The organism is Shimia haliotis, assembly GCF_900114415.1.
Lineage (GTDB): Bacteria > Pseudomonadota > Alphaproteobacteria > Rhodobacterales > Rhodobacteraceae > Shimia > Shimia haliotis.
The window spans coordinates 179,952-203,541 of record NZ_FOSZ01000005.1 but is presented as its reverse complement, the minus strand read 5'-3'; the positions used below and the strand labels follow the sequence as shown (position 1 = coordinate 203,541).

Sequence of the window (23,590 nt, the reverse complement as noted above, 5' to 3'; positions counted from 1 at the left end):
ATCGGAATTCTGAGGAGGCTGGCCATGAGCCGCGTATCTATCGAAGTTGAAAACCACATCGCGCGCGTAACCCTGACCCGCGGGGATAAGATGAATGCGCTGGACCCCGAGATGCTGGACGCGATTGCGGCGGCAGGCGAGAGCTTGATGGGGCGCGATGATGTGCGGGTTGTCGTGCTGTCGGGCGAGGGCGCTTCGTTCTGCGCCGGGCTTGATGTGATGAGCTTTGGTGCGATGGCGGGCAAAGACCCTGAAGAGATGTTGATGCCGCGCACCCACTGCAATGCCAACCTGTTCCAGCAGGTGCCGCTTGTGTGGCGCAAGTTGCCGATGCCGGTGATCTGTGCGCTTCAGGGCGTGGCTTACGGCGGCGGGTTCCAGATCGCGCTGGGCGCGGATGTGCGCTTTGCGGCGCCGGGCACCAAGTTTTCGATCATGGAAATGAAATGGGGCATCGTGCCGGATATGGGCGGCATGGCCTTGCTGCCGCATCTGACACGCTCTGATGTTCTGCGTCGCTTGACCTATACCGCGGAACCCTTTGTGGCGGAGCAGGCGCTGGAGTGGGGGCTTGTGACCGAGATCACCGAGGACCCGCTGGCGGCGGCGATGGCGCTGGCCGAAGAAATTGCGGGCAAGAGCCCCTCGGCCATCCGGGCAGCCAAGGCGCTGATCGGGTTTGCCGAAGACAACATGCACGACCCTGACGCTGTGTTGTTGGAAGAGAGCCGCTTGCAGGCGACTTTGATCGGCAAACCGCATCAGATGGAAGTCATCATGGCCAACATGCAGAAACGCGCGCCTGTGTTTGACTGACGATCGGTCGGAAGCGGGGGCCAGCCCCCGCGCCCCCGAGGTATTTGCAGCAACAGGAAGGGCGCCTTCGGGCGTCGTCTATTTCATGAAGTTGAGGTAGGCCTCGCGCTCGATGTTGTAGGCCAGCTCGAGCTTGGCGATCTCGGCCACCAATGCCTTTTTCTTTTCCGGATCAGTGGTGTCCTGAAGCGATTTTCGCGCTTCGGCGAGCTGTTCCTTGAGCGGTCCCTGTCTGCGGGGCACGCCCATGCCGGCCTTGATCGTGCTGCTGACCGATGCCATGCCGGTTTCTGTGACGTATTTTCTCGGCAGCGGTTTGCCCGCGCCGGAGATGTTGTCCAGCTGCCCCTCGGCTTGCGCCTTGAGCATCTGCCGTTCGATGAGGGATGAAATAGAGTGTGTCATATCCAGTACCTAGGTATGACACACCCCGACTTCAAAGATCTCAGTCCAGCTCGGCAAGTTTTTGCAGAGCGGCTTTGATCTTGGCCTCTTCTTCCTCGCGTGCGGCAAGGTTTGCGCGGGCTTCTTCGACCACTTCATCCGGTGCCGAGGCCACGAATTTGGGGTTGTTCAGACGGCCGCGCAGTCCGCCGAGTTCCTTGGCGAGTTTGCCCAAACCCTTTTCAAGGCGGGCTTTTTCGGCGTCGATGTCGATGATGTCAGCCAGTGGTAGACCAAAGGTTGCGCCATCCACGGCCACGGTTGCCGTGCCTTTGGGGAAGGTTTCAACTTCTTCGAGGGACACCACGCGGGCGATTTTGAAGATCAGCGCCTCGTTGCGTTTGAAAGCGTCGCGGTTCTGATCAGTGATGTCGCTGACCACCACGTCGATTTTGGCACCAGCATTCACACCCATTTGCGCGCGCACGGAGCGGATCTGGTCGATCACGGAAATGACCCAGTTCATCTCGCGGTCGGCCTCGGCAGTCACGAAATCGGCCGACGAGTAGGTAGGCCACTCAGCGTGTACCAGCATCTTTTCGCGATCCCCCAATTCGCCCCAAAGCTCTTCGGTGATGAAGGGCATGATCGGGTGCAAGAGGATCAGACATTGGTCGATGACCCAACGCATGGTGGCTTTGGTTTCGGCCACAGCCGCTGCGTCGACGGAGCCAAAGAGCGGCTTGGAGAATTCCAGATACCAGTCGCAGACCTTGCCCCAGACAAAGGCATAAAGCGCGGAGGCCGCGTCGTTGAAGCGGAAGCTTTCCAGCGCCGCGTCGACCTCTTCGCGGACCTTGGCGGTTTCACCCACGATCCAGAGGTTGGCGGTTTGCGTCAGTTTCTCGCCGGACCATGCGGTCACGTCGTCGGCAAAGACCTCGTTCATCTCGGCAAAGCGCGCAGCGTTCCAGAGCTTGGTGCCGAAGTTGCGGTAGCCCGCGATACGCTGCATGTCGAGTTTCAGAACGCCACCAAGTGCGGCCATAGCGGCCGAGGAGAAGCGCAGCGCGTCGGCGCCGTATTCGTCAATGATCTCCAGCGGGTCCATGACGTTGCCGGTGGATTTGGACATCTTCTTGCCTTTGGCGTCGCGCACGAGGCCATGCAGATAGACGGTGTCGAACGGGATCTGATCCACAACAGCCAACTGCATCATCATCATACGCGCGACCCAGAAGAACAGGATGTCCTGACCGGTGACCAGAGTGGAAGTCGGGAAATATTTTTCCAGCTCTGGCGTCTGGTCAGGCCAGCCGAGTGTACCGATGGGCCAGAGGCCGGAGGAGAACCATGTGTCGAGCACGTCGGGGTCGCGCCAGACGGGATAGACCAGTTTCAGCGGATCTTGGTCGATCACATATTGTGCGAGGCTTTCCCCGAGGCGGTGGATGGCCTCGTGTTTGTCGGACACTTCGATGACCTGCGCGTGGCTCAGCGGCGCCGGAATGTTGGCGTTGTCATCAAGGAAGCCGGATTCGACCTCGGCAAAGCTGGCCGCGCAATGAGAGACATTCTCGCGATGAAGCATGCCGCCTTCTCCAAGCAGACGGCCCATCTCGACAAGATCGAGCGCGCCATCGTTTTCATCATCCTTGAAGTCTTCGGCGGAGAGATCCAGCCCGTACCACACCGGGATCTGATGCCCCCACCAGAGCTGGCGGGAAATGCACCAGGGCTCGATGTTTTCCAGCCAGTGGTAGTAGGTTTTCTCGCCCGACTCCGGCAGGATTTTCACGGTGCCGTCGCGCACAGCATCTAGCGCGGGGCCGACAACTTTCTCGGCGTCCACGAACCATTGGTCGGTCAGCATCGGTTCGATGACCACTTTGGAGCGGTCGCCAAACGGCTGCTGGATCGGCTTGTTTTCAACGTAAGGCACGGAGACTTCGATCTCGTTGCCGTCTTCGTCTTTCTGCGTCTCGGTGGTCATCACCGCGAGGCCTTCAGACGTGATCTGCTCCACCACCAGCTTGCGGGCTTCGAACCGGTCCAGACCGCGCAGGTCGTCGGGCACGAGGTTGACCGCGTCGGCTTCGTTTTCCGTCAGGGTGCGCTCACCCTTGGCGACGGCCATGGCGATGGTTGCGGCGGCTTCGTAGTTGTCGCCGTCCGCGCGCATCGCGCCTTTGGTGTCCATCAGGCGATACATCGGGATTCCGCCGCGCTTGGCGACCTGATAGTCGTTGAAATCATGCGCGCCGGTGATCTTCACAGCACCGGAGCCGAAGTCTTTGTCGGGGTATTCGTCGGTGATGATCGGGATCAGGCGGCGGTGCTCTTTGGGGCCAACCGGAATTTCACAGAGCTTGCCCACGATAGGCGCATAGCGTTCATCCGACGGATGCACCGCCACCGCGCCGTCGCCCAGCATGGTTTCGGGGCGGGTGGTTGCGATAGAGATGTAGTCGCGCTCTTCTTCCAGCGTGACGTTGCCGTCTTCGTCTTTCTCGACATAGGTGTAGGTCGCGCCACCGGCGAGCGGGTATTTGAAGTGCCACATGTGGCCGGCGACTTCGATGTTTTCCACTTCGAGGTCGGAGATCGCGGTTTCAAAATGCGGGTCCCAGTTCACGAGGCGCTTGCCGCGATAGATGAGGCCCTTGTTGTACATATCGACAAAGACCTTGAGCACGGCATCGTGGAAGTTGCCGCCAGCCACGTCTTCGGGTGCGCCGGGCGCGCCGGACATGGTGAAGGCTTCGCGGTCCCAATCGCAGGAGGCGCCGAGGCGTTTGAGCTGATTGACGATGATGCCGCCGCTCTCGCCTTTCCACTCCCAGACTTTTTCGAGGAATTTCTCGCGGCCCAACTCGCGGCGCGAAGGTTGTTGGGTCTCGGCCAGCTTGCGCTCGACAACCATCTGGGTGGCGATGCCTGCGTGATCGGTGCCTGGCTGCCAGAGGGTGTCAAATCCCTGCATACGTTTCCAGCGCATCAGGATGTCCTGAAGCGTGTTGTTGAACGCATGGCCCATGTGCAGAACGCCGGTGACGTTGGGCGGGGGGATCATGATACAATAGGTGGACGCGCCGGGTTTTGCATTCGCGCCTGCGCTGAAGCAGCCCGCTTTTTCCCATGCGTCATAGAGCCGGCTCTCGGCCTCGGCCGCGTTGAAGGTCTTTTCCATCGCCATCGGTCTTGATCCTCGGTGTGATCGGTCTTGTGATCGTGTTTCTCAGTCGGGCATGTCTCTAACGCGCACAGGCCCAAAGGGGAAGCGCGAAGCGGCGGTTGGTGGCTCAAGTTTACCATGGCCGTTCGGTGATGCAAAAGCGCTAGAGGCGGTGGGCTAGTCAATTGGGTCTTTGCCGTCAAAGAGAAGTAGCAAGGATTTGTTAACTTTGGTGCCGTAAAATGAGTCTGCGGTACAGGCTGGGGAGCCGATGACCGTGCCAGTGAAAAATCGCCCGATCCTGCGATACGGATCGGGCGCGTTTGTTTCAGGTTGGTGCTATTTCTGTCGACAAAATGTGCCGATAGCGCGCGCTATTGGCTGGCGCGTTCGGCAGCGATGACCGGGTCGGTCAGCGGCACGCGCTCTCCGGCGCGGATGATGGCAGGGTCATAGGCGGGTCGATCAAAGACCTCGCGCACCATTGGGGTGAAAAACTCGATGGGCTTGGTGTCGTAGTCGGGATCAAAGCTGGCCTGGTCCCAACGCTCGCAGAACACAACGTTGTCCTCGAAATAGGGGTTATCGCGGTGGCGTTCCCGTTTGTTTTGGTCGTGTCCTTCAAGGTGGTGGCCATAGTACACCATTTGAAAGTCACCGTGAGTTTCTACCACCCATTTGCATTGCTCGCGTACAAAGGGTTTGAGGATCGTGGCGGCGTATTCGTCATGGTTATAAGGAGCATAGATGTCGCCGATGTCGTGCAGCAGGGCAGAGACCACCCAGTCGATATCGGCCCCGTCGTTCCACGCCCGCGTGGCGGATTGCAGCGAATGGCCAAGGCGCGTGATCTGATAGCCCGATAGGCTTTCGTCCAGCTCCACCAGCGCCTTAAGCAGCCGGTCAGCGGTGTGGCGCGTGTGGTCGATTTCCAGCGCGTTGAGGAATTCGTATTCCTCTTTCGTGCCGTCCTTCATTTGGGTGAAATCGACTTTGTCCATTTTGGGTGTTTTGGTCATCCGTAAAGCCTTTTGGTGTCTTTGCTGCCTTTCATGAGGGCGGCGGCCTGTGCAGTTCTGATTTCTTCGTAAAGCGCCAGCGACTGTGGAGCAAATGCCGTTTGCGGTGGGGCGACATGGATAAAGTTGCCGATCCGGTCCGCACCGCGCGCCAGCATGGCGAAGTCTTTGTCAGCCACTTCCTGTGCGATTTCGGGTTTGATGTAGCGCACGACAAAGCCGATGCGCCGATCATCAGACGCATTTGGGCCCGAGCCGTGAATGGTCAGTCCGTGGTGCAGCGACATCTGACCGGGATGCAGTTCGATGGCGGTCTTGTCTTCCGCTGCGATGTCCACGGCCACCTCTTGGCCGCGAGACAGAAGATTGTTTTCGCCATGGGAGTCAGCGTGGGGCAGGATCGGGTTTTTGTGGCTGCCTTTGACAAAATCCATACAGCCCGACTGCACGGTGGCCGGTGAGAGCGCGATCCAGGCCGTGACCAGACCGTCGATCGCGCCGAGACCCCAATAGGTCAGATCCTGATGCATCGACACGTAGGCCGTGGTGTTGGGTTCTTTGATAAAAAACTCGGCGCTCCAAACGAGGATGTCCGGCCCCAGCACGCCCTCGACAATGTCCAGCACGCGCGGATTTGAGGCAAGTTTGGCGGCCATTGGCAGCACCACGTGGGCGTTCACGCGCTTGTAGCTGTTCAGCGGCAGGGGCAGGTCGGCCGCGAGCCAGTCGTCTTCGATGGTTTCTATTTCGGCACGCCATTGTGCGGCTTCGTCGGGGCTCATCAAATCGAGTGGAAAGAGGAAGCCGTCGTCCCAATACTGGGCTGTCTGGCTGTCGGAAAGGGTGGATTGCATGGGGGTGTCCTGTGTGGTTCGCACCACGCAGATTAGGTCAGAGCGCGGCAATGGCAGCACGATGGTTCTAGACGGGCAGGCTAAGTTGTACTTAGTCTGGTTGGCATGACAGGACGCTTACCATCACTGAACTGGCTTCGGGTGTTTGAAGCGGCGGCACGCACAGAGAGCTTTGCGCGTGCGGCGCAGCAGTTGCACATGTCACCGGCCGCCGTGAGCCAACAGGTGAAAAGTCTGGAAGAAAGACTTGGCGCGCCGCTTTTTGTGCGCAAGGCCCATTCGGTCGCCTTGACCGACGCGGGACGGGCCTACTTGGCGCCGGTGCAGCAATCGTTGATGACGCTGGAAGAAGCCACGGAAGGACTGTTCGGCCAGTCGCGCGAGCAGGGGCTTTATGTGCAGTGCGTATTGATCTTTGCCCATGGGGTTCTGGCGCCGGGGTTGCAGGGGTTTGAGGCCGCGCATCCGGGGCTATCGGTGGTGTTGAGCACCGGCAACTCCGCGCAGGATTTTCAACAGGGATTTTTCGATCTGAAAATCATTTTCGGCAATCCACATGCTTATGGCGCGGAAAGTGACCGGATCATGGGAGAATGGTTATACCCTGCGGCCACTCCGGAGGTCGCGGCGCGGATCACGCAGGCTTCGGACCTGTTGAACTGGCCGCTGATCGAAGTGGGCACGCATCGCAGTGGCTGGCGGCAAATGCTGGAGTCGCTCAGGGTGATGCCGGGGGCCGGCCGGATGGTATTCGCCGACAGCACGGTGATGGCGATGGCCATGGCCAAGGCCGGACGGGGAATTGCCTTGGCGCGGGCGCCGGCCAGTGATGCGGAGATGCAGGGCGCGGGGCTGGTGCCCTGTCTTGGCGACGCGCGGGTGCGAGGGTCTCAAGCCTATCACCTTGTCTATGAGGATCTGAGTGCCTTGCGGCCACCAGCGCGCAAGTTTCGGGATTGGTTGCTGGGCTGGGTGCGTGCTCAGGGCTGGGACTAGGTCAGGATCGGGTGCGATCAAGGCGGGTTGAGAGGTGGACCAGGCTTTCGGAGCTTTTGACTCCTTTGGCCTCGCCGATGCTGTCCAGCGTGTCGTCGAGTTCGGCGGTGCTGTCGGCGGCGAGTTGTACGATCAGATCCACGCGGCCCGAACAGGTGTGGACCGTTTCCACAGCGGGCAGGGTTTTGAGTTTTTGCAACACGGCGGGACCGGCGCGCAGTTCTATGGACAACAGCGCGGTGGCACGGATGCGCGGGCGGGCGATTTCGCCAAGCCGCAAAGTGTAGGCCGCTATGGCTCCGGAACTTTCCAGGCGGTCAAGGCGGGCCTGCACTGTGGTGCGGGCAAGGTTGAGTTTGCGTGCCAGCGTGGCAACAGGCGCGCGTGCGTTTTCAGACAGCAGGGAGAGCAGTTTGTGGTCGGTGTCGTCAAGTTGCATCATTGAGTCGTCTTTTCGCCATATGTTTTCAGCAATTTATCCTGAGTGACGCGTGAAATCGACCAAAATTCACCTCAATCTGGAAAGAAACAGGAGAGGCAGAATATGCGCAATCAACCGGCTTTGTGGCCGTCCCCACAGTGGCATTTGCCAAAATTCCAACCGGACGCGCCGGTGTTGTATTTTGCACCGGAAGTGTTGCAGGCCACCGCGCGGCGGTTTTTGCAGGGGTTTGACGGGCTTGTCACATATGCGGTGAAGGCCAATGACCACGAAGCGGTTTTGCACAATCTGGTGACTGCTGGCGTGGGAGCGTTTGATGTGGCGTCGCCATTGGAGATGGCGCGGGTGCGTCGGGCGAAAGCGGATGCCGTCCTGCATTACCACAATCCGGTGCGGTCGCGGTCTGAGATTGCGGAGGCGGTTGGTCACGGGATCGCAAGCTGGTCGGTGGATTGTCATGGCGAGCTGGCGAAGCTGGCGGATGTGCCGCGTCAGGATACTGAGATCGCGGTGCGCTTGCGATTGCCAGTGGCGGGCGCAGCCTATGATTTTGGCGAGAAATTCGGGGCGGACCCGGAGCAGGCGGTCACTCTGTTGCAGGCGGCCCGTGATATGGGGTTTGCCACGTCGATCACCTTTCATCCGGGCACGCAATGCGCCGATCCGGAAGCTTGGGCGGTTTATGTCGGTGTGGCTGCGGATGTGACGCGGCAGGCTGGCGTGGTGTTGAAGCGACTGAACGTCGGTGGCGGGTTTGCAGCACACCGCAGTGGTGCAGCGCCGGATCTGGAGGCAATTTTCTCGCGGATTTCACAAGAAGTGCGGGCGGTTTTTGGGCAGGATGCCCCTGGACTGGTGTGTGAGCCGGGACGGGCGATGGTGGCGGAGGCCTTTACACTGGCGCTGCGGGTGAAGGCTGTGCGAGGTGAGTCGGTGTTTCTGAACGATGGCGCATACGGATCGCTAACCGAGTTGCGCGACATAGGCCTGCCGGATCGGGTGTCGGTTTTGCGCGGCGGAGACAGGGTTAGCGGAAAGGCCGTGCCGCGGGTGGTTTTCGGGCCGACGTGTGACAGTCTTGACCGTTTGCCGGATTTGATGCCGCTGCCGGAAGATGTGGCAGAGGAAGATTATGTCTTGATCCGCGCAATGGGGGCTTATTCGGCGTCTATTTCCACGGGGTTTAACGGGTATGGCCGCCAAGAGATCGTAACTGTCGCGACGTTGTGAAGCGCAAGACCTCTGGACACGGCTTGCATGAACGCTACTGTCCCTGACGTTAAGCGCGCGGGGAGAGCCAGCCATGGAAAAATTCGGAAAAAGCCAGCCGGTCAAACGGTTTGAAGACACGCGGTTTCTGACCGGTCAGGGGCAGTACGTCGATGACATTACGCCGGACGGTGCGCTGTTTGCCTATTTCCTGCGTTCACCGGTGGCCCATGCTGTGATCACCGAGCTGGATGTGGCGGATGCGCGTGAGTCGGACGGCGTGGCGGTTGTGCTGACACAGGAAGATCTGCTGGCGGCTGGCATGGATGCGACGCTTGAAGGCACGCAGGTTGAAAACCGCGATGGCACAAAGGGCGCGGGGCCGGTGCGGCCTTTGCTGGCGACGGACCGTGTGCGCTATGTCGGAGAGCCGATTGCTGTGATTGTCGCGGAAACGATGGATCAGGCGCGCGATGCGGCCGAGATGATCATGTTTGACTATGACGATCTGGACGCGCATGTGGCTCTGTCTCGCGGCGGCGAGCAGCTGCACGAGGAGGCCCCGGAGAACCTCGCGTTTGACTGGGGCATGGGCGATGAGGCGGCGACTGCGGCGGCCTTTGAGGCGGCAGCGCATGTGGTCAGCCTTGAGGTTGGAGACAACCGTGTGATTGTGAACGCCATGGAGCCGCGCGGGGCCTTTGCAGAATGGGGCGAAGATGGCCGTGTGCATGTGGCGATCAATGGTCAGGGCGTCTGGGGGCCGAAAGCCCAGATTTCACGGATGCTGGGCATTGATGCGGAATTGGTGCGGATCACCAATCCGGACACCGGCGGCGGTTTTGGCATGAAGGCCATGATGTACAACGAACCGGGCGTGATTGCCCATGCTGCCAAGGTTGCCGGCAAACCAGTGCGCTGGATCGCGGACCGCACAGAATCGATGTTGTCGGACAACGCGGGGCGCGACCTGACTTCGACCGTAGAGATGGCGTTTGACGAGACCCTCAAGGCGACGGCGTATCGCGTTCTCAGCGTCGCCAATATGGGGGCCTATAACTCGCAGTTCGCGCAGGCCATTCAGACGCAGCTTTTCAGCCGCGTTTTGATGGGCGTTTATGACGTGCAGACCACCTGGTTGCAGGTGGACGGGGTTTATACCAACTCGACGCCGGTGGATGCCTATCGAGGGGCGGGACGGCCTGAGGCGATTTATGCGCTGGAGCGGCTGATGGATCGCGCAGCACGCGAGTTGGGCGTGTCTGGTTCCGAGCTGCGGCGGCGCAACTTCATTCCGAAAGAGGCGTTTCCCTATAAGACAACCACGGACGAGACCTATGATGTGGGTGATTTCGTGCGGGTTCTTGATCGTGCGGAAGAGTTCGCGGACCTGCCCGGATATGGTGCCCGTAAGGCAAATTCCGAGGCCGCGGGCAAACTGCGCGGCGTTGGGCTTTGCTACTACATCGAGAGCATTCTGGGCGATCCGAGCGAGAGCGCCAAGGTCGAGTTCAACGAAGACGGCACTGTGTCGATCTATGTCGGAACGCAATCCAACGGGCAGGGGCACGAGACCGTTTATGCCCAATTCCTGAGCGATCAGACCGGTATTCCGGTGGAAATGATCGAGGTTGTGCAGGGCGACAGTGACCGCATCAAACAGGGCGGGGGCACCGGCGGGTCGCGTTCGGTTACAGTGCAGAACACCGCAACACTGGCAACGGTGCAAACCATGATCAAAGCCTTCACGCCCTATTTGGCGGAGAAGATGGGCGTGGACGAGGCCGACGTGCGGTTTGACGATGAACAGTTCCGCGCTGACGGCTCGAACCTGCATCCGACGTTCCTTGAGGCGGCAGACATGGCGCGGGCTGACGGGCGTGAGGATTTGCTGAGCCATGAGGAGCGCACGACCCTTCCGGCGCGCAGCTTCCCCAATGGGGCGCATTTCGCCGAGGTGGAAATTGACCCCGAAACCGGACAGGTGACTATGGGCCGCTATAACGTGGTCGATGATTTTGGTAATCTGATCAACCCGATGCTGGCCGAAGGGCAAGTCCATGGCGGCGTCGCGCAGGGCGCGGGGCAGGCCTTGATGGAGCATGTGGTCTTTGATGAAGACGGCCAACTTTTGACCGCGACCTTTATGGATTATGCGATGCCACGGGCCAGCGATATGCCGATGATCGGATTTACCACCGAAGCTGTGCCGTCGACCGCCAATATCATGGGCATGAAGGGCTGCGGCGAGGCCGGCACCGTGGGGGCGATGGCGGCTGTGGCCAATGCAGTGCAGGATGCCCTTTGGGCGCGGGGTGTGCGTCAGGCGGACATGCCGTTCACACCTTTGCGTGTTTGGGAAATGTTGCAGGATGCCGCTTCGAACGCTGAGTGACAAATTTTGGGGATGGTTGCGCGGGGGATCCGGTGCGGACCATTCAAAGGTGGCGGTTCGGCGCGGGCCTTTGACCCATGTGATCATTCTGGACGGCACATTGTCGAGCTTGCGGGCAGGTGAAGAAACCAATGCGGGCCTGACCTATCGTTTGTTGCAGGAGGCAGGGCCGGACATCTCGCTTTATTACGAGGCGGGGGTGCAATGGCCTGGCTGGCGGCAGACTCTGGATGTGCTGATGGGGCGCGGCATCAACCGGCAAATCCGGCGGGCCTATGGCTATCTCGCCAGTCGCTATCGCGAGGGCGACCGGATTGTCCTGATGGGGTATTCACGCGGGGCTTTTGCGGTGCGTTCGCTTGCCGGTGTGATTGATCGGGTCGGGCTTTTGCGGGCGGAATGCGCGACAGAGCGCAACATCCGCACGGCCTATCGGCACTATGAGTTGACACCGGACAGTGCTGCGGCGCGAGCCTTTGGCGACGCGCATTGTCACGAATGCATCGACGTCGAGATGGTCGGTGTATGGGACACAGTCAAAGCGTTGGGCGCGCGGTTGCCGCTGTTGTGGCGTCTGACAGAAAAGCGGCATGCCTTTCACAATCACCACCTGAGTCCGGTGGTGCGGCACGGCTTTCAAGCTTTGGCGCTTGATGAGACCCGCTCGGTGTTCATGCCGGAGATGTGGGAGTGTCCGGACATGTGGGACGGGCGCATGGAGCAGGTCTGGTTTCGGGGGGCGCATGGCGACGTGGGTGGGCAGTTGCACGGGTTTGGTGCGGCACGGCCGTTGGGCAATATCTCTCTGGTTTGGATGTTGGAGCGGCTTGAAGCCTGCGGGGTGAATTTGCCGGAGGGATGGCGCGGGCGGTTTGCTTGTGACGTCAATGTGCCGATGCTGGGCACATGGCGACGATGGGGCAAGTTTTTCTGGCTTCGCCGCCGCCGGATCGCCGGAAAGGATCGCAGCGAGGCCGTGCACGAAAGCGCGCGGCCCTTTGTTGAAGCGGGCGACGTCAAAGCGCGGGTTGTTGGCGGATTGCGGTGAGGCGCCTAGCTCTTCCACTCCACAAACTCGTCAAGCTCTGCGCGGTCAGTGCGGAACCTGTTGATCGGGGCGTCTTCCTTGCCATACCCAAAAGAGATGGCGGCGAGAACCTTACGGTCTTCGGGTATGTCAAAGTGGTCGCGGATGGCGTCGGAAAAGAGCGACAGCGCCGCCTGCGGCACAGTGCCGATGCCCTGTGCCTGTGCTGACAGGCAAAACGCGGTGATGAAGCCGCCGCAATCCAGCACGCCGTAGGGGCCGAGTTCGTTCGGACAAGTGACCACGGCGACGTGAGGCGCGCCAAAGAAGGTGTAGTTTTCCCGCATCTGTGCCGCGCGTGCGGTCCGGTCTCCGCGTCCGATGCCGACGGCCTCATAAAGTTGCATGCCGCAGGTGCGGCGGCGTTGCAGGTGTGCGCCAGAGTAGGTCGCCGGAAACGGATAATCCGGTGCCGGTTTGCCACTGTCATAGGCCGCGGCCATGACATCGCGAAAGGCGTCGGTTTCGGCGCCAGAGGTGAGGATCACTTTCCAAGGCTGGGCATTGCACCAAGACGGCGCGCGGCCCGCGTCCAGAAGGATCTGTGAAATGACCTCATGCGGCACCGGATCGGCGCGGAATGCGCGGCAGGAAAAACGGCTGCCGAGCAGCTCTTGCAAAGCGGCGTGATGAGTCATTTTCAATGTCCCAAGTCGATTACTGGTTTTGGGCGATGATATAGCCAATCCCGCCAGCCACAAGCAGGCCCAACACAACGGCAATCGCTATTTTGATTGCAGAATAGGGCCGTTCGCCTTGAACGCGTCCGGTTTGGCCGTTCACGACAAAGCGATACGTCTTGCCGCGGTATTTGTAGGCAGCCATCCAGACGGGCAACAGGATGTGCTTGAAGGTCACATCGCTGACGGCGGTGGAAATGCTGTGGATGCGCTGGCGGTCGCCGCCGATGTCAAAGGCCACGTCGCGGCGGATCACAGCGTCCATATGCGCGCGGGCTTCGTCGTAGCCATCCTGCAATTCCACCGAATAGCCTTCGGCTTGAAAGCCGGCGAGAAATTCGGGTGTATAGGGTTCCAGATTGGACAGGTCCCAAGGTTGCAGGGCGTCCGTGTAACGTTTGGGCAGAGCGCGGGAGGCCAGAACCAGAATGTCGTCAAACCAGCGCGCCACGCGGCCTGATGCGGGCCGCCAACGGATTTTCTGTACCTGCCTCTGTTCGGGTTTCCCGTCCCGCATGACGGTTTCAGTCACGTAGTAAACCGTGCCACGCTCGCCGGTGTAGCGCGATTTTGTGTCTGCATCATAGGTCCAGTAGGGCACATAGACGCCGTTCATTTTGCGGCCTTTTCGCGCATAATTGGCAAGGCCGTTCGGCGCGAACCAAAGTTTGCCAAGCCAGGAATTCATCGCGTCATGCGCGACGCGTTCGTCCAATTGGAACGGCAGCACCGCTCGGGGCTTGATTTGACGGTGGGTGCCGGTGTCGACCACTACCGGAGTGGCGCAGAACGGGCATTCGGTGGCGTGTGTGTCGCCCTCAAACACCACATGAGCCGCGCAATTCGGGCAGGTGGATGCACGGGTTTCGACCATTTCGGCGGTGGGCAGCTGTTCCGCCAATGCGGCCTTGAAATCGAGCTCTGCAATGGCGGTGGCGCGATCGCCCTGTTCGGTGGCTTCTTCATTGCCGCAGTGGTCACACACCAGTTTGCCCTGTTGCGGGGCAAAGCGGTAATCCGCGCCGCAGTTGGGGCAGGGAAAACGAGTGGTTTCCTTGGGTGCAGGTGGCGGCATGTCGGTCATGGAAAACAGCTTTCGCGGTTTGCGGAAATCAACGTGGTACGGGCCAATCCGAGAGGCCGCGTGGCTCGGCGGTGCCGCCGGGCGATGTGCTTAGGCACCAGGCGGCGGCGGCGGCAGGATGGTGAAGAGTTGCGCCAACTCCGCCACGTCTTCCGCGTGTTTCCAGCCGTCCTGACCCGCAGTCCAAACGTGGGTTTCGCGCGTCAGTTCACCGGCCGCTGCCATCCGGCCAAGGGCGGCTTTGGAGAACGGGCCTTTGGTGGCGCCATTTTCCGCCACGTGCCAGACGTGTTCCACGGGCGGTGGGGGCGGCGGCGCAGCATGTGCGGCTTGCGGCGCGGGCGCGGCGGCGGGGGCCGCACCCCAAGGGCCAGGCTGTGCCTGCGCGGTCTGGTTGGCCATTTGCTGTGCCATTGCCATGCCCATACCCATGCCGAGACCCGCACCCATGCCGGAGTTCGGTGTTTGCGCGGCGGCGGTCATGGCCTCGGCTGCGGAGAACTGCGTGTATTTGCCCAGATCACCGACGATGCCCATTGAGGTGCGCTTGTCCATCGCTTCCTCCACGGCTGGCGGCAGGGAGATATTTTCGATGTAAAGCTCGGGGATGGCGAGGCCGTATTCCGCAATGGTGCCGGAGATTTCGGCCGCCACCAGCTTGCCCAGATCGGCGGTGTTCGCCGCCATATCCAAAACCGGAATACCGGAGCCTGCGATCACGCGGGAGAATTCTTGCACGATGATGTTGCGGATCTGGAAGCTGATCTCGTCCATGGTGAATTCGCCGTCGGTGCCGACGATCTCGGTCAGGAAACGCGCCGGATCAACTACGCGGATGGCGTAGGTGCCATAAGCCCGCAGTCGCACGGGGCCAAACTCCGGATCGCGGGCCATGATCGGGTTTTTGGTGCCCCACTTCAGATCGGCAAAGCGCGTGGTGTTGACGTAGTAGATTTCGGACTTGAACGGGCTCTTGAAGCCGTGATCCCAGTGCTGCAACGTCGTCATGATCGGCATGTTGTTGGTCTCAAGCATGTAGAGACCGGGGGTGAAAACGTCAGCCAGTTGGCCTTCGTGCACGAACACGGCAGCTTGCCCTTCGCGCACCGTGAGCTTGGCGCCGTATTTGATCTCATGGCCTTCGCGTTCAAACCGCCAGACCAGCGTGTCGCGGGTGTCGTCTACCCAATGGATGACGTCGATGAATTCACCGGTGAGGAAGTCGAAGATACCCATTTTTTGGCTCCTTTGGAGGTGGGATCAATAATTGCGGCCCGTCTGTTCGCGGGCCAAGATGTAAATGATGGGACGGGCTTCGTCCACGGTCATGCCCGCGCTCAGGCGTGGGTCGTAGAGCATGGAAAGCAGCATTTCGTCATGCGTCGTCAGCAGGGCGAATTCGTCGTCGTCGTTAAAAATGGAGGGCCGTGCAGACGGGCTGTCGTTGGCAAGGCCAAGGCCCTGCGCGACCTCTTCGTGCAGGCAGGATTTGCGCAAAAGGTCGGGGTGTTCCGCGCGCACAAGGGCGACCGCTTTGCCGTAGGTGTTGCGGTTTTCGCCGTCAGGGAAGGCGACCACAAAGCAATAGAGGTCACGTGGCAAGTTCAGGAACAGGTTGCGTGTGGTGGCGGATGTGTTGGGCAAGAGTTGGTCGACGCGGGCCTGAAGGGCATCGCGGTCATCGTGCCCCATCACCAGCACGTGAAAGTTTGCGTTGCGGGACGATTGCGAGATTTTGTGACCGGATGCGGCCGCAAGGCGCGGCACAAGAGCGTCCAGCGCGGCGCGGTCTGCGGATTGCATTGCCGATGTAACCGAGGGGCCGAACTCCATGTTGATCCGCACAGGCCGTTCCCAGCGGCGCAGATCGGAGGCTTGTCCCTTGCGGCTGAATCCCGCGTTTTGGGCATATTCCTCAAAGAAAGCGATCTGTTCAAAGTTGCGTGCCAGCATGTCCGGCGTGAACGGGGTGTCCGGGCCGCCGCCATCTACGCGCAATAGGCCACGCGCCTGCAAATCCTGTTGTACATGCGCATAGTAGTTGCGCAGGGACTGGCTGGTTTCCGACACAGCGGGCGCAGATGTCGGAGGCGCGGTCGTGCGAGGCGTGCCCGAGTCGATGGCGTCGCAGGCGGCGAGGGCCGCCAACGACAATGTCGCTGCTATGAGACAGCGTGCCGTCACGCGTTTGGCACGGCGGTCGACGCGGTGTCGCCCAGACCGGTTTTGCGTGCTTTGGCAGACGCCAGAGTATCGCGCAGTTCGGCTTCCATCTTTTTCATGTCTTCTTCGGCGGCGGCCCGTTTGGCCTTGCCTTCGTCCGCGATCTGGAGCGACTCGTTGATGGTGGCGATCAGGTCGGCGTTGGCCTGTTTCACGGCTTCGATGTCAAAGACGCCGCGCTCCATTTCTTCGCGCACCACCTTGTTGGTTTCACGCAGGTTCTTGGCGTTGGCGGTCAGCAGCTCGTTGGTAAGATCGTTGGCATCGCGCACCGCGGCGGCCGCTTCGGCAGAACGCTGGATGGTCACGGCTTGGGCCAGTTGGGTTTCCCACAGCGGCACGGTGTTGACCAAGGTCGAGTTGATCTTGGTCACCAGCGACTTGTCGTTTTCTTGCACCAGACGGATCGAAGGCAGCGATTGCATGGTCACCTGACGGGTGAGTTTCAGGTCGTGAACGCGGCGTTCCAGATCATCACGCGCGGCACGCAGATCGCGCAATTCCTGCGCTTTCATCACCTGATCATTTTCGTCAGCGGCCTGCACTTCGGCTTCTTTGGCGGGAATGGTCGTGGTGTCGAGTTCCGCAATCTTGGCTTCACCGGCTGCGATGTAGAGGGCCAACTCGTCATAGAACGCCAGCGTCTTGTCATAGAGCACGTCGAGAGATTTGATGTCTTTCAGAAGTTTGTGCTCATGACCCAGTAGGTCGTCGGTGACACGATCAATCTGGTCTTGCACTTCTTCAAAGCGCGCGGAGAACTGGGCGAAGGGGGCAGCGCGACCCAGTAGTTTCTCCCAGAAAGTGCGTTTGCGGCGCACGTCCAGTTCTGAGACCGAAAAGCCGCGAATTGTGGTCACGATATCACGCAGGCTGTCACCGGCAGGGCCGACGTCTTTGTTGCGCACGTCCTGCAGCATGGCCTGAGAAATGGTCTGCAATTCCGACTGCGCGGCGGAGCCAAAGGAGACAATCGAATTGGTGTCGCTCATGTCCAGTTCAGCCATGCGCTTGGTGATCGCATCAGAGGTCGGTGCGTCGGCTTCGGCAAGCGGGACGATCGCGTTGGCCTCGGTTGGTTCGGGCAGGATCACGGCGGATACCTGTTCCACTTCGGCGAGCGTGGCCTCGGCTTGTTTGCGGGTCGTGTCAGACATTGTGGTCCCTCTCCGTTGGAGTATGTGTATCAGTTATGGTGGACGCCTTCGCGCGCCAGACGTTCGCGCAGAACGTCGATTTCGATGTTCAGATCGCCCTTGTCGTCCAGCAAAAGCTTCTGGTTGCGGGCGGCGAAGTTTTCTTCGAGATCGTCAAGCAGCGCCTCATATTCGGCACGCGCTTCGACGTTGCGCGTACGGCTGTAAAGATCGGCAAACTTCACCGTCGCGTCCTTGGCCCCCAGCAGATAGACGCCGAGATAGCGACGTGCCGAACTCAGGTCACGTGGGTCGTTTTCGATTGTACGAAAAAGGGCGCGTGCCGCTTGTTGAAAGCGCTCCACACGGCTCTCTAGATCGCGGTCGCCGGCGCGTTTGATCGCATCGGACATGGCTCGCAGGTGTTCTTCGGCTTCGTCAACTGCACGGGCGACGCGATCGGTCTGATGCAGGTTCACACCTTCCATCCCCTTGTCGCGCAAAGGATCAGGGCCAAAGGCGAAAAGGTGCAATCCAAAGCCGACAGCCGCAAAGATCAGGGCTTCGACGACGCCATGTCCCGCAAGCCCGGCCAGCGCAAGGCCGCCGCCAGTGAAAATTGACCCCAGTATTTTGCGCGGCAAAGCCGGCCGGCGGGCCACTTTGCGTGCATCATAAGCGTCATGTGCTTCCTGACCTGATCGGGTCAGCCACGCGGCCATCAGCAACACCACCAGAGCGCAAAGATATTGCGCCATCACCAGAGGTTCGGAGGTGAAGGCCTTCCAGATCAGCGGCAACGGGGCCATGAACAGCAGGTTTACGCGCCCGCCTGCACGGCTGCGGCGCGCATTTTGGAAGGTTTCTGCTTGGGGAGACACCTTGGCGCCACCCGGGCTGTATTTTCCACCAAATTTCTGAGCCATCACGCGCCTCCTGTGACTGTCACATAGAGGATGAGGATGACGAGCAGAACAAACGAGAGTTTCTGCAATCCGCTTTCAGACATAATGGTTCCGGCCTTTTCCAACCCGCTTAAAACCTAGGAACTCCAGCGCCCTATGGCTAGGGGGAAGTTTCATGCAGCTGGCTCAGTGTTTCCCGCCATTTTGTTCGGCGGCGCGTTCGGCAGCCAATTTACGGGCATAGCCCGATTGCAAGATCTCCACGATAAAGAGCACCGCCACCGAGAAATAGAAGGTGGTTTTGGACATAGGCACAACTTCGTAGCCGAAGATTTTCAATGCAAGGCTAGGATCGTGCATCGCGTGCGCAGCCGCTTGGCCCGCCTCGCCCAACAGAACCACACCGACGATCAACAGAATAAACAAGCCCAGAACCTCGTACATGCGGTTCTTTTCGAGAAAGGCGGTCACACCATCCGCAAGCAGAAGCATGGCAGCACCGGACAGCAAGATCGCGGTGGCGAGCACAAAGAAAACGTCGGTGATCGCGAGCGCCGAGAGCACGGAGTCAAAGGAGAAGATCAGGTTCATCGTCACAATCAGGGTGACAACCTGAACCGCGGATTTGCGGCCCTTGTGTTGGACGTCGGTGCCAAGGTGTTCAATCGAAAGCATGTGGCCGATTTCCTTGACCGCCGTGTACATCAAGAAAATGCCACCTACGATAAAGATACAGGTGGCGAAGTTCACACCGCCTTCGATTAGACCGCCTTGGGCAAAGACAAAGAACGGATCCGCCATAGCATCGATCAGTTGGATCATGGTGAACAGCAACACGACGCGCAGGACCACGGCGATGATGATGCCCCAGAACCGCACGGCTTTTTGCTGATGCTCGGGCGCACGTTGGCTCTCGATCGAGATATAGAGCAGGTTGTCAAACCCCAGAACGGCCTGCAGGAAGCAGAGCATCAAAAGGTCGGTGAGGTTTCCCAAGGTCAATAGATCGGCCATCGCGCGCGTCCCCGTTGTTTTTCATGTGTTTTTTCGCTCAATATCGCAGAGCGCGTGACAAACAAATGAAAATCGCCTGCGGGATTTCCCCCTAGGCTCAAGCTAAGAGCTTGAGCCATGCCCAAGCGGCATCGCGCGGGCGGTTTACTTGCGGCGGCGCGTCGGGGTTTTGCGGGTTTCGGGCGGGACGGCACCCTCCAGACCCAATTGGTCGCGCACCACGCGACGGCGCAGTTCTTCGACTTCACCGGGCTTGAGGTTACCAAGTTGGAAAGGGCCATAACTCACGCGGATCAGACGGTTCACGTTGAGGTTGATGGCCTCCATCGCACGGCGGATTTCGCGGTTTTTGCCTTCACGCAGGCCGACAGTGACCCATGCGTTTGCGCCCTGTTGCCGGTCCAGAGTGATTTCCATGGGCTGAAATTTTTCACCTTCGACCACGATGCCCTTGCGCAGCGGGGCAAAGGTGTCCTCGGTCGGGCGGCCGTTGATCCGCACGCGGTATTTGCGCAGCCAGCCGGTGGAGGGAAGCTCTAGCTGGCGTTTGACGCCACCATCATTGGTCAGCAGCAAAAGCCCTTCGGAGTTAAGATCCAGACGGCCCACGGTCATGACGCGGGGAAGATCCGGCGGCAGCTTGTCAAAAATCGTAGCGCGACCTTTTTCGTCCTTGTTGGTCGTCACCAGCCCTGAGGGTTTGTGATAAAGCCAGATGCGTTCGGGCTCGGGCTCACCAACCGGTTTGCCGTCCACGGTGATGCGCGCCCTTGCAGTCACATTGAGCGCGGGGCTGTCGATGATTGTGCCGTTCACCGCGACGCGACCTGCTTCAACCATCCGCTCTGCTTCGCGGCGGGAGGCCACACCTGCGCGGGCGAGAACCTTGGCGATGCGGTCGCCCTCGGGCCTGTCACCACCTGCCTTGGCAGGGGCTTTGGAAGTCGCGGGGCGACGGGCAGCAGGCTTTGCGGGCTTGCCGGAGGGGCGCGGAGATGTGGGTTTGCGGGTCATTGGGCTGCCATAGCGCTATTTCGGGGATTGCGAAAGGGGGCGTTGGCGGGCAAACCCTTGGGCTATGACGTTCAAGAGCCATATGGCGCGGGCTTTGGCCGAAGCGCGGGCCGCTGCGGATCGCGGTGAGGTGCCGGTGGGCGCGGTTGTTGTGTCGCCTGCCGGAGAGGTCGTTGCGGCGGCGGGCAACCGTACGCGGGAGCTGAACGATCCTACGGCCCATGCAGAGGTTCTGGCGATCCGTGCTGCCTGTGAGGCGGCGGGCAGCGAACGACTTGTGGGGCATGACCTCTATGTGACACTGGAGCCGTGCCCGATGTGTGCCAGCGTGATTTCGCAGGCGCGGATTGCACGGCTGTATTACGGCGCAGCCGATCCGAAATCCGGCGGCGTCGCACAGGGGCCGCGTGTGTTTTCCCATCCGCAAAGCCATCACGTGCCGGAAATTTATGATGGGATTGCCGCAGACGAAGCCGAAGCCCTGTTGAAGGCGTTTTTTGGCGAGCGCCGTTAGGCCTGAACAGCGTGGATGTCGCGCGGAATTTTGGCTAAGGGTTTGCCGCCTTCAGGCGTGACCACAAAGCTTTCGGTAATCGCCACGCCCCAGTCCGGTGTCCAGAGGCCTGGCATCAGGTGGAAGGTCATGTTTTCCATGAGTTCTGTCGTGTCGCCGGGTCGCAGGCTCATGGTGCGTTCGCCCCAGTCGGGCGGGTAGCTAAGGCCGATAGGATAACCGGTCCGGTTGGCTTTTTCGTATCCGGCGCGGGCAAAGCTTTCATAGACACAGGCGGCGACGTCTTCGCAGGTGGCGCCAGGTTTTGCGGCGGCGAACGTGTCGTCGATGGCGCGCAAAATCGCTTCTTCGGCGCGGCGGATGTCGGCGGGAGGATCCCCGAGGTAAAGTGTGCGGCTGGCGGGCGCATGGTAGCGTCGGAAACAGCCCGAGACTTCGAAGTAGGTGGCCTCGCCGCGGGTCAGGGGGCGGTCGTTCCATGTGATATGGGAGGCAGACGCCTCAAGACCTGAAGGCGCGATGGGCGCAATGGCAGGGTAGTCACCGGCGATGCCGTTTGTACCTGTGATACCAGCGGCTTGCACCTCGGCGACCAAGTCGTGTTTGAGCCGACCTTCGCGAAATCCGGCCCGAAGGGTGGCGTGCATATGGGCGGTGAGTTGACCCGCGTTGCGCATCAACGCCAGTTCGGCTTGGCTTTTGATGGCGCGTTGCCAGTTCACAAGGCCGGTGGCGTCGGCAAGCTCGCCAAAGGCGGTCGCCAGAATGGCATGGGCTTTGGCTGAGTAGTAGTAATTGTCCATTTCGACGCCGATGGCGCGGGTCAGGTCGCGGTCGTGCAGGTGCTGAACAAGGGACTCAAACGGGTGATGATCGGGATGCTGGACATGTGCCTCGGGCCAATCGAGCAGATCCTCCGACGAGAGCCATGTTGTTTGAGCCGCGCCGGCCTTGTCCTGTGGGCGGCCCCACCAGATCGGGTTGCCGGTTGACGGCAGGATCACCGCTTGGGGAACGTAGAAGCTCCATCCGTCATAGCCGGTCAGCCACGCCATGTTGGACGGGTCCGCCACAATCAGCGTTTCGATGCCGCGCGCGGACATTGCCGCACGGGTTTTGGCCAGCCCTGTCGCGTATTCGTCTGCGCTGAAGTCGCTCGCAGGCATCAGAGGTCAATGGCCTGCATGAGCCGCGGTTCGATTACGTCGACGCCGGGCAGACCGTCGATCAGGTCTTGCGCGGATTGTTCGAGGATCGGGAAGGTGGCGTAGTGGCACGGGATCACGGTTTTGAAGTTGAAATAGCGCTTTGCGGCGTAGGCTGCGCCCTTCATGTCCATGGTGAAATGGCCGCCTGCCGAAAGGATGCCGATGTCGGGTTTGTAGTAGTCGCCCATCCAATCCATGTCAGCCATGATGCCGGTGTCGCCGGAGATGTAGAGCGTCTTGCCCTCAGCCATCAGCATGTAGCCGACTTCGGAGCCTGCGGCCTTGGGGCCGGTGTCGCTGCCGAAGGTGGAGCTGTGGCAGGCCGGCACCATTGCCAAAGACACGCCGTCGCCCAAGGTAACTGTGCCGCCTTTGTTAAATCCAACGGTTTCAATGCCTTCGTGTTCGGCCCAATAGCCCATGAGGTCGTATTGACCAACCACCGGCACCGACAGATCGCGTGCAAGTGGCAGCATGTCTGCCACATGATCAAAGTGCGCGTGGGTCAGGATCAGGTGGGTCGCGCCAGCGGTGGCGGCGGCGTGGTGCTCCTCGGACAGGACCGGATTTCCGGTCAGCCATGGGTCGAGGAGCAAGACTAGACCTTCGGTCTCGATGCGAAAGGAGCCATGCCCCATCCAGATGATTTTCATGCTGTTCCTCCGTCTGCTTTGGGGCGAGACTAGCACGGGTTGGGATTTTGGGAAGAATTCATGGAGTGGACACGCCAGATCGACAGCTATTGTGAGCGGTTGGGGCCGGAGTATTGGGCGGAGCCGGTGAATGCTGTGACCAATGCGGCCTTTGTGATTGCGGCGCTGATCATGTGGCGGCGCGTGCAGGGGAGCGGGTTGGGCATGGCGCGGGCGCTTTGCGTGATCTTGGGGCTGATCGGAATCGGCAGCTATCTGTTTCATACACACGCGGTTGTGTGGGCCGCGATTGCCGACACCGCACCGATTGCGGCCTTTGTCCTGTTTTACATTTTTGTGGCCAATCACGCTTATTGGGGCATGCGGTGGCCTTGGGCCGTGGTGGCGACGCTTTTGTTTTTTCCTTTTGCCTACATCACTTTACCGATGTTTGAGCGGGTGCCGATACTGGGCGTTTCGGCGGGATACCTGCCGGTACCCGCGATGATTGCGCTTTATGCGGTGCTATTGCGGCGGCGGTTGCCGGACGTGGCGCGTGGGCTGGCTGTCGGGGTGGCGATCCTGTTGGCGTCGCTGACGTTTCGGTCTTTGGATGAGGCGGTTTGCGCTTCAGTACCGGTCGGTACGCATTTTATGTGGCACGTTCTAAACGCCGTCATGCTGGGCTGGATGATCGAGGTCTATCGGCGGTATCAGCTGCGTCAGGTTTGAGCGGTCAGGCGCGACAAAGAGGGGCGGCGACATCGTTGGGGTTTTCGTGAGTGGAAAAAGGCCGTAGGAAG

The 23,590-nt window shown here is 60.3% G+C and carries 22 protein-coding genes; 7 read left to right on the top strand and 15 right to left on the bottom strand.

Features of this window, described 5'->3' with window-relative positions; genetic code table 11:
* Nucleotides 1-24: 24 nt before the first annotated feature.
* A complete protein-coding gene (locus tag BM069_RS13465; protein WP_093324399.1) occupies nt 25-816 on the top strand; it encodes a crotonase/enoyl-CoA hydratase family protein in 792 nt (263 codons plus the stop codon).
* A gap of 78 nt (nt 817-894) precedes the next feature.
* On the opposite strand, the gene BM069_RS13460 is transcribed toward BM069_RS13465, so the two are convergent.
* The 4 genes from BM069_RS13460 to BM069_RS13445 all read right to left on the bottom strand — a co-directional run bounded on the left by BM069_RS13460 (nt 895) and on the right by BM069_RS13445 (nt 6,248).
* Nucleotides 895-1,221, bottom strand: coding sequence for a DnaJ family domain-containing protein (locus BM069_RS13460; protein ID WP_093324397.1), 327 nt, complete (start codon nt 1,219-1,221; stop codon nt 895-897).
* 40 nt (nt 1,222-1,261) lie between these two features.
* Nucleotides 1,262-4,396, bottom strand: a complete 3,135-nt coding sequence (locus tag BM069_RS13455) for a valine--tRNA ligase (protein ID WP_093324396.1) — start codon at nt 4,394-4,396, stop codon at nt 1,262-1,264.
* A 353-nt stretch (nt 4,397-4,749) separates the two neighbouring features.
* Nucleotides 4,750-5,376 carry an HD domain-containing protein gene (locus BM069_RS13450; RefSeq protein ID WP_093324614.1) on the bottom strand — a complete coding sequence of 209 codons (627 nt, stop codon included), beginning with the start codon at nt 5,374-5,376 and terminating at the stop codon, nt 4,750-4,752.
* A 14-nt stretch (nt 5,377-5,390) separates the two neighbouring features.
* Nucleotides 5,391-6,248, bottom strand: a complete 858-nt coding sequence (locus tag BM069_RS13445; protein ID WP_093324394.1) for a phytanoyl-CoA dioxygenase family protein — start codon at nt 6,246-6,248, stop codon at nt 5,391-5,393.
* A gap of 105 nt (nt 6,249-6,353) precedes the next feature.
* Between BM069_RS13445 and BM069_RS13440 the strand changes: the two genes are divergently transcribed.
* Entirely contained in the window at nt 6,354-7,244 is an 891-nt protein-coding gene (locus tag BM069_RS13440; protein WP_093324392.1) for a LysR family transcriptional regulator, read from the top strand.
* 1 nt (nt 7,245) lies between these two features.
* Here the strand turns inward: BM069_RS13440 and BM069_RS13435 are convergent, their stop codons facing one another.
* On the bottom strand, nt 7,246-7,683 hold the full coding sequence (locus BM069_RS13435; protein ID WP_093324612.1) for an Lrp/AsnC family transcriptional regulator: 438 nt from the start codon (nt 7,681-7,683) through the stop codon (nt 7,246-7,248).
* 105 nt (nt 7,684-7,788) lie between these two features.
* Here BM069_RS13435 and BM069_RS13430 point away from each other — a divergent pair, with 105 nt between their 5' ends.
* From BM069_RS13430 to BM069_RS13420, 3 genes are all read left to right on the top strand, one after another.
* On the top strand, nt 7,789-8,916 hold the full coding sequence (locus BM069_RS13430; protein WP_093324390.1) for a type III PLP-dependent enzyme: 1,128 nt from the start codon (nt 7,789-7,791) through the stop codon (nt 8,914-8,916).
* A gap of 73 nt (nt 8,917-8,989) precedes the next feature.
* Nucleotides 8,990-11,290 carry a xanthine dehydrogenase family protein molybdopterin-binding subunit gene (locus tag BM069_RS13425; protein WP_093324388.1) on the top strand — a complete coding sequence of 767 codons (2,301 nt, stop codon included), beginning with the start codon at nt 8,990-8,992 and terminating at the stop codon, nt 11,288-11,290.
* Entirely contained in the window at nt 11,268-12,338 is a 1,071-nt protein-coding gene (locus BM069_RS13420; protein WP_093324387.1) for a DUF2235 domain-containing protein, read from the top strand. The genes BM069_RS13425 and BM069_RS13420 overlap by 23 nt, the downstream gene beginning before the upstream one ends.
* A gap of 5 nt (nt 12,339-12,343) precedes the next feature.
* On the opposite strand, the gene BM069_RS13415 is transcribed toward BM069_RS13420, so the two are convergent.
* The 8 genes from BM069_RS13415 to BM069_RS13380 all read right to left on the bottom strand — a co-directional run bounded on the left by BM069_RS13415 (nt 12,344) and on the right by BM069_RS13380 (nt 20,433).
* Entirely contained in the window at nt 12,344-13,015 is a 672-nt protein-coding gene (locus BM069_RS13415) for a nitroreductase (RefSeq protein WP_093324385.1), read from the bottom strand.
* A gap of 19 nt (nt 13,016-13,034) precedes the next feature.
* Complete coding sequence (locus tag BM069_RS13410) at nt 13,035-14,141, bottom strand: TFIIB-type zinc finger domain-containing protein (protein WP_093324383.1); 1,107 nt, start codon at nt 14,139-14,141, stop codon at nt 13,035-13,037.
* Nucleotides 14,142-14,231: 90 nt separating this feature from the next.
* Complete coding sequence (locus tag BM069_RS13405) at nt 14,232-15,377, bottom strand: SPFH domain-containing protein (RefSeq protein WP_093324382.1); 1,146 nt, start codon at nt 15,375-15,377, stop codon at nt 14,232-14,234.
* Nucleotides 15,378-15,401: 24 nt separating this feature from the next.
* Nucleotides 15,402-16,295, bottom strand: a complete 894-nt coding sequence (locus BM069_RS13400) for a DUF2927 domain-containing protein (RefSeq protein WP_244503622.1) — start codon at nt 16,293-16,295, stop codon at nt 15,402-15,404.
* Nucleotides 16,296-16,321: 26 nt separating this feature from the next.
* Nucleotides 16,322-17,521 carry a toxic anion resistance protein gene (locus BM069_RS13395; RefSeq protein ID WP_093324379.1) on the bottom strand — a complete coding sequence of 400 codons (1,200 nt, stop codon included), beginning with the start codon at nt 17,519-17,521 and terminating at the stop codon, nt 16,322-16,324.
* 29 nt (nt 17,522-17,550) lie between these two features.
* Nucleotides 17,551-18,426, bottom strand: a complete 876-nt coding sequence (locus BM069_RS13390; protein WP_093324377.1) for a 5-bromo-4-chloroindolyl phosphate hydrolysis family protein — start codon at nt 18,424-18,426, stop codon at nt 17,551-17,553.
* A 165-nt stretch (nt 18,427-18,591) separates the two neighbouring features.
* A complete protein-coding gene (locus tag BM069_RS13385) occupies nt 18,592-19,419 on the bottom strand; it encodes a TerC family protein (protein ID WP_093324376.1) in 828 nt (275 codons plus the stop codon).
* A gap of 144 nt (nt 19,420-19,563) precedes the next feature.
* Nucleotides 19,564-20,433 carry a pseudouridine synthase gene (locus BM069_RS13380; protein ID WP_093324374.1) on the bottom strand — a complete coding sequence of 290 codons (870 nt, stop codon included), beginning with the start codon at nt 20,431-20,433 and terminating at the stop codon, nt 19,564-19,566.
* Nucleotides 20,434-20,497: 64 nt separating this feature from the next.
* Here BM069_RS13380 and BM069_RS13375 point away from each other — a divergent pair, with 64 nt between their 5' ends.
* Complete coding sequence (locus BM069_RS13375) at nt 20,498-20,947, top strand: nucleoside deaminase (RefSeq protein ID WP_093324373.1); 450 nt, start codon at nt 20,498-20,500, stop codon at nt 20,945-20,947.
* Here BM069_RS13375 and BM069_RS13370 read toward each other — a convergent pair.
* Complete coding sequence (locus BM069_RS13370) at nt 20,944-22,113, bottom strand: M24 family metallopeptidase (RefSeq protein WP_093324371.1); 1,170 nt, start codon at nt 22,111-22,113, stop codon at nt 20,944-20,946. The two genes, BM069_RS13375 and BM069_RS13370, sit on opposite strands and share 4 nt — an antisense overlap.
* Entirely contained in the window at nt 22,113-22,808 is a 696-nt protein-coding gene (locus BM069_RS13365) for a metal-dependent hydrolase (RefSeq protein WP_093324370.1), read from the bottom strand. The genes BM069_RS13370 and BM069_RS13365 overlap by 1 nt, the downstream gene beginning before the upstream one ends.
* A gap of 60 nt (nt 22,809-22,868) precedes the next feature.
* Here BM069_RS13365 and BM069_RS13360 point away from each other — a divergent pair, with 60 nt between their 5' ends.
* A complete protein-coding gene (locus BM069_RS13360) occupies nt 22,869-23,519 on the top strand; it encodes a ceramidase domain-containing protein (RefSeq protein ID WP_093324368.1) in 651 nt (216 codons plus the stop codon).
* Nucleotides 23,520-23,590: the final 71 nt, after the last annotated feature.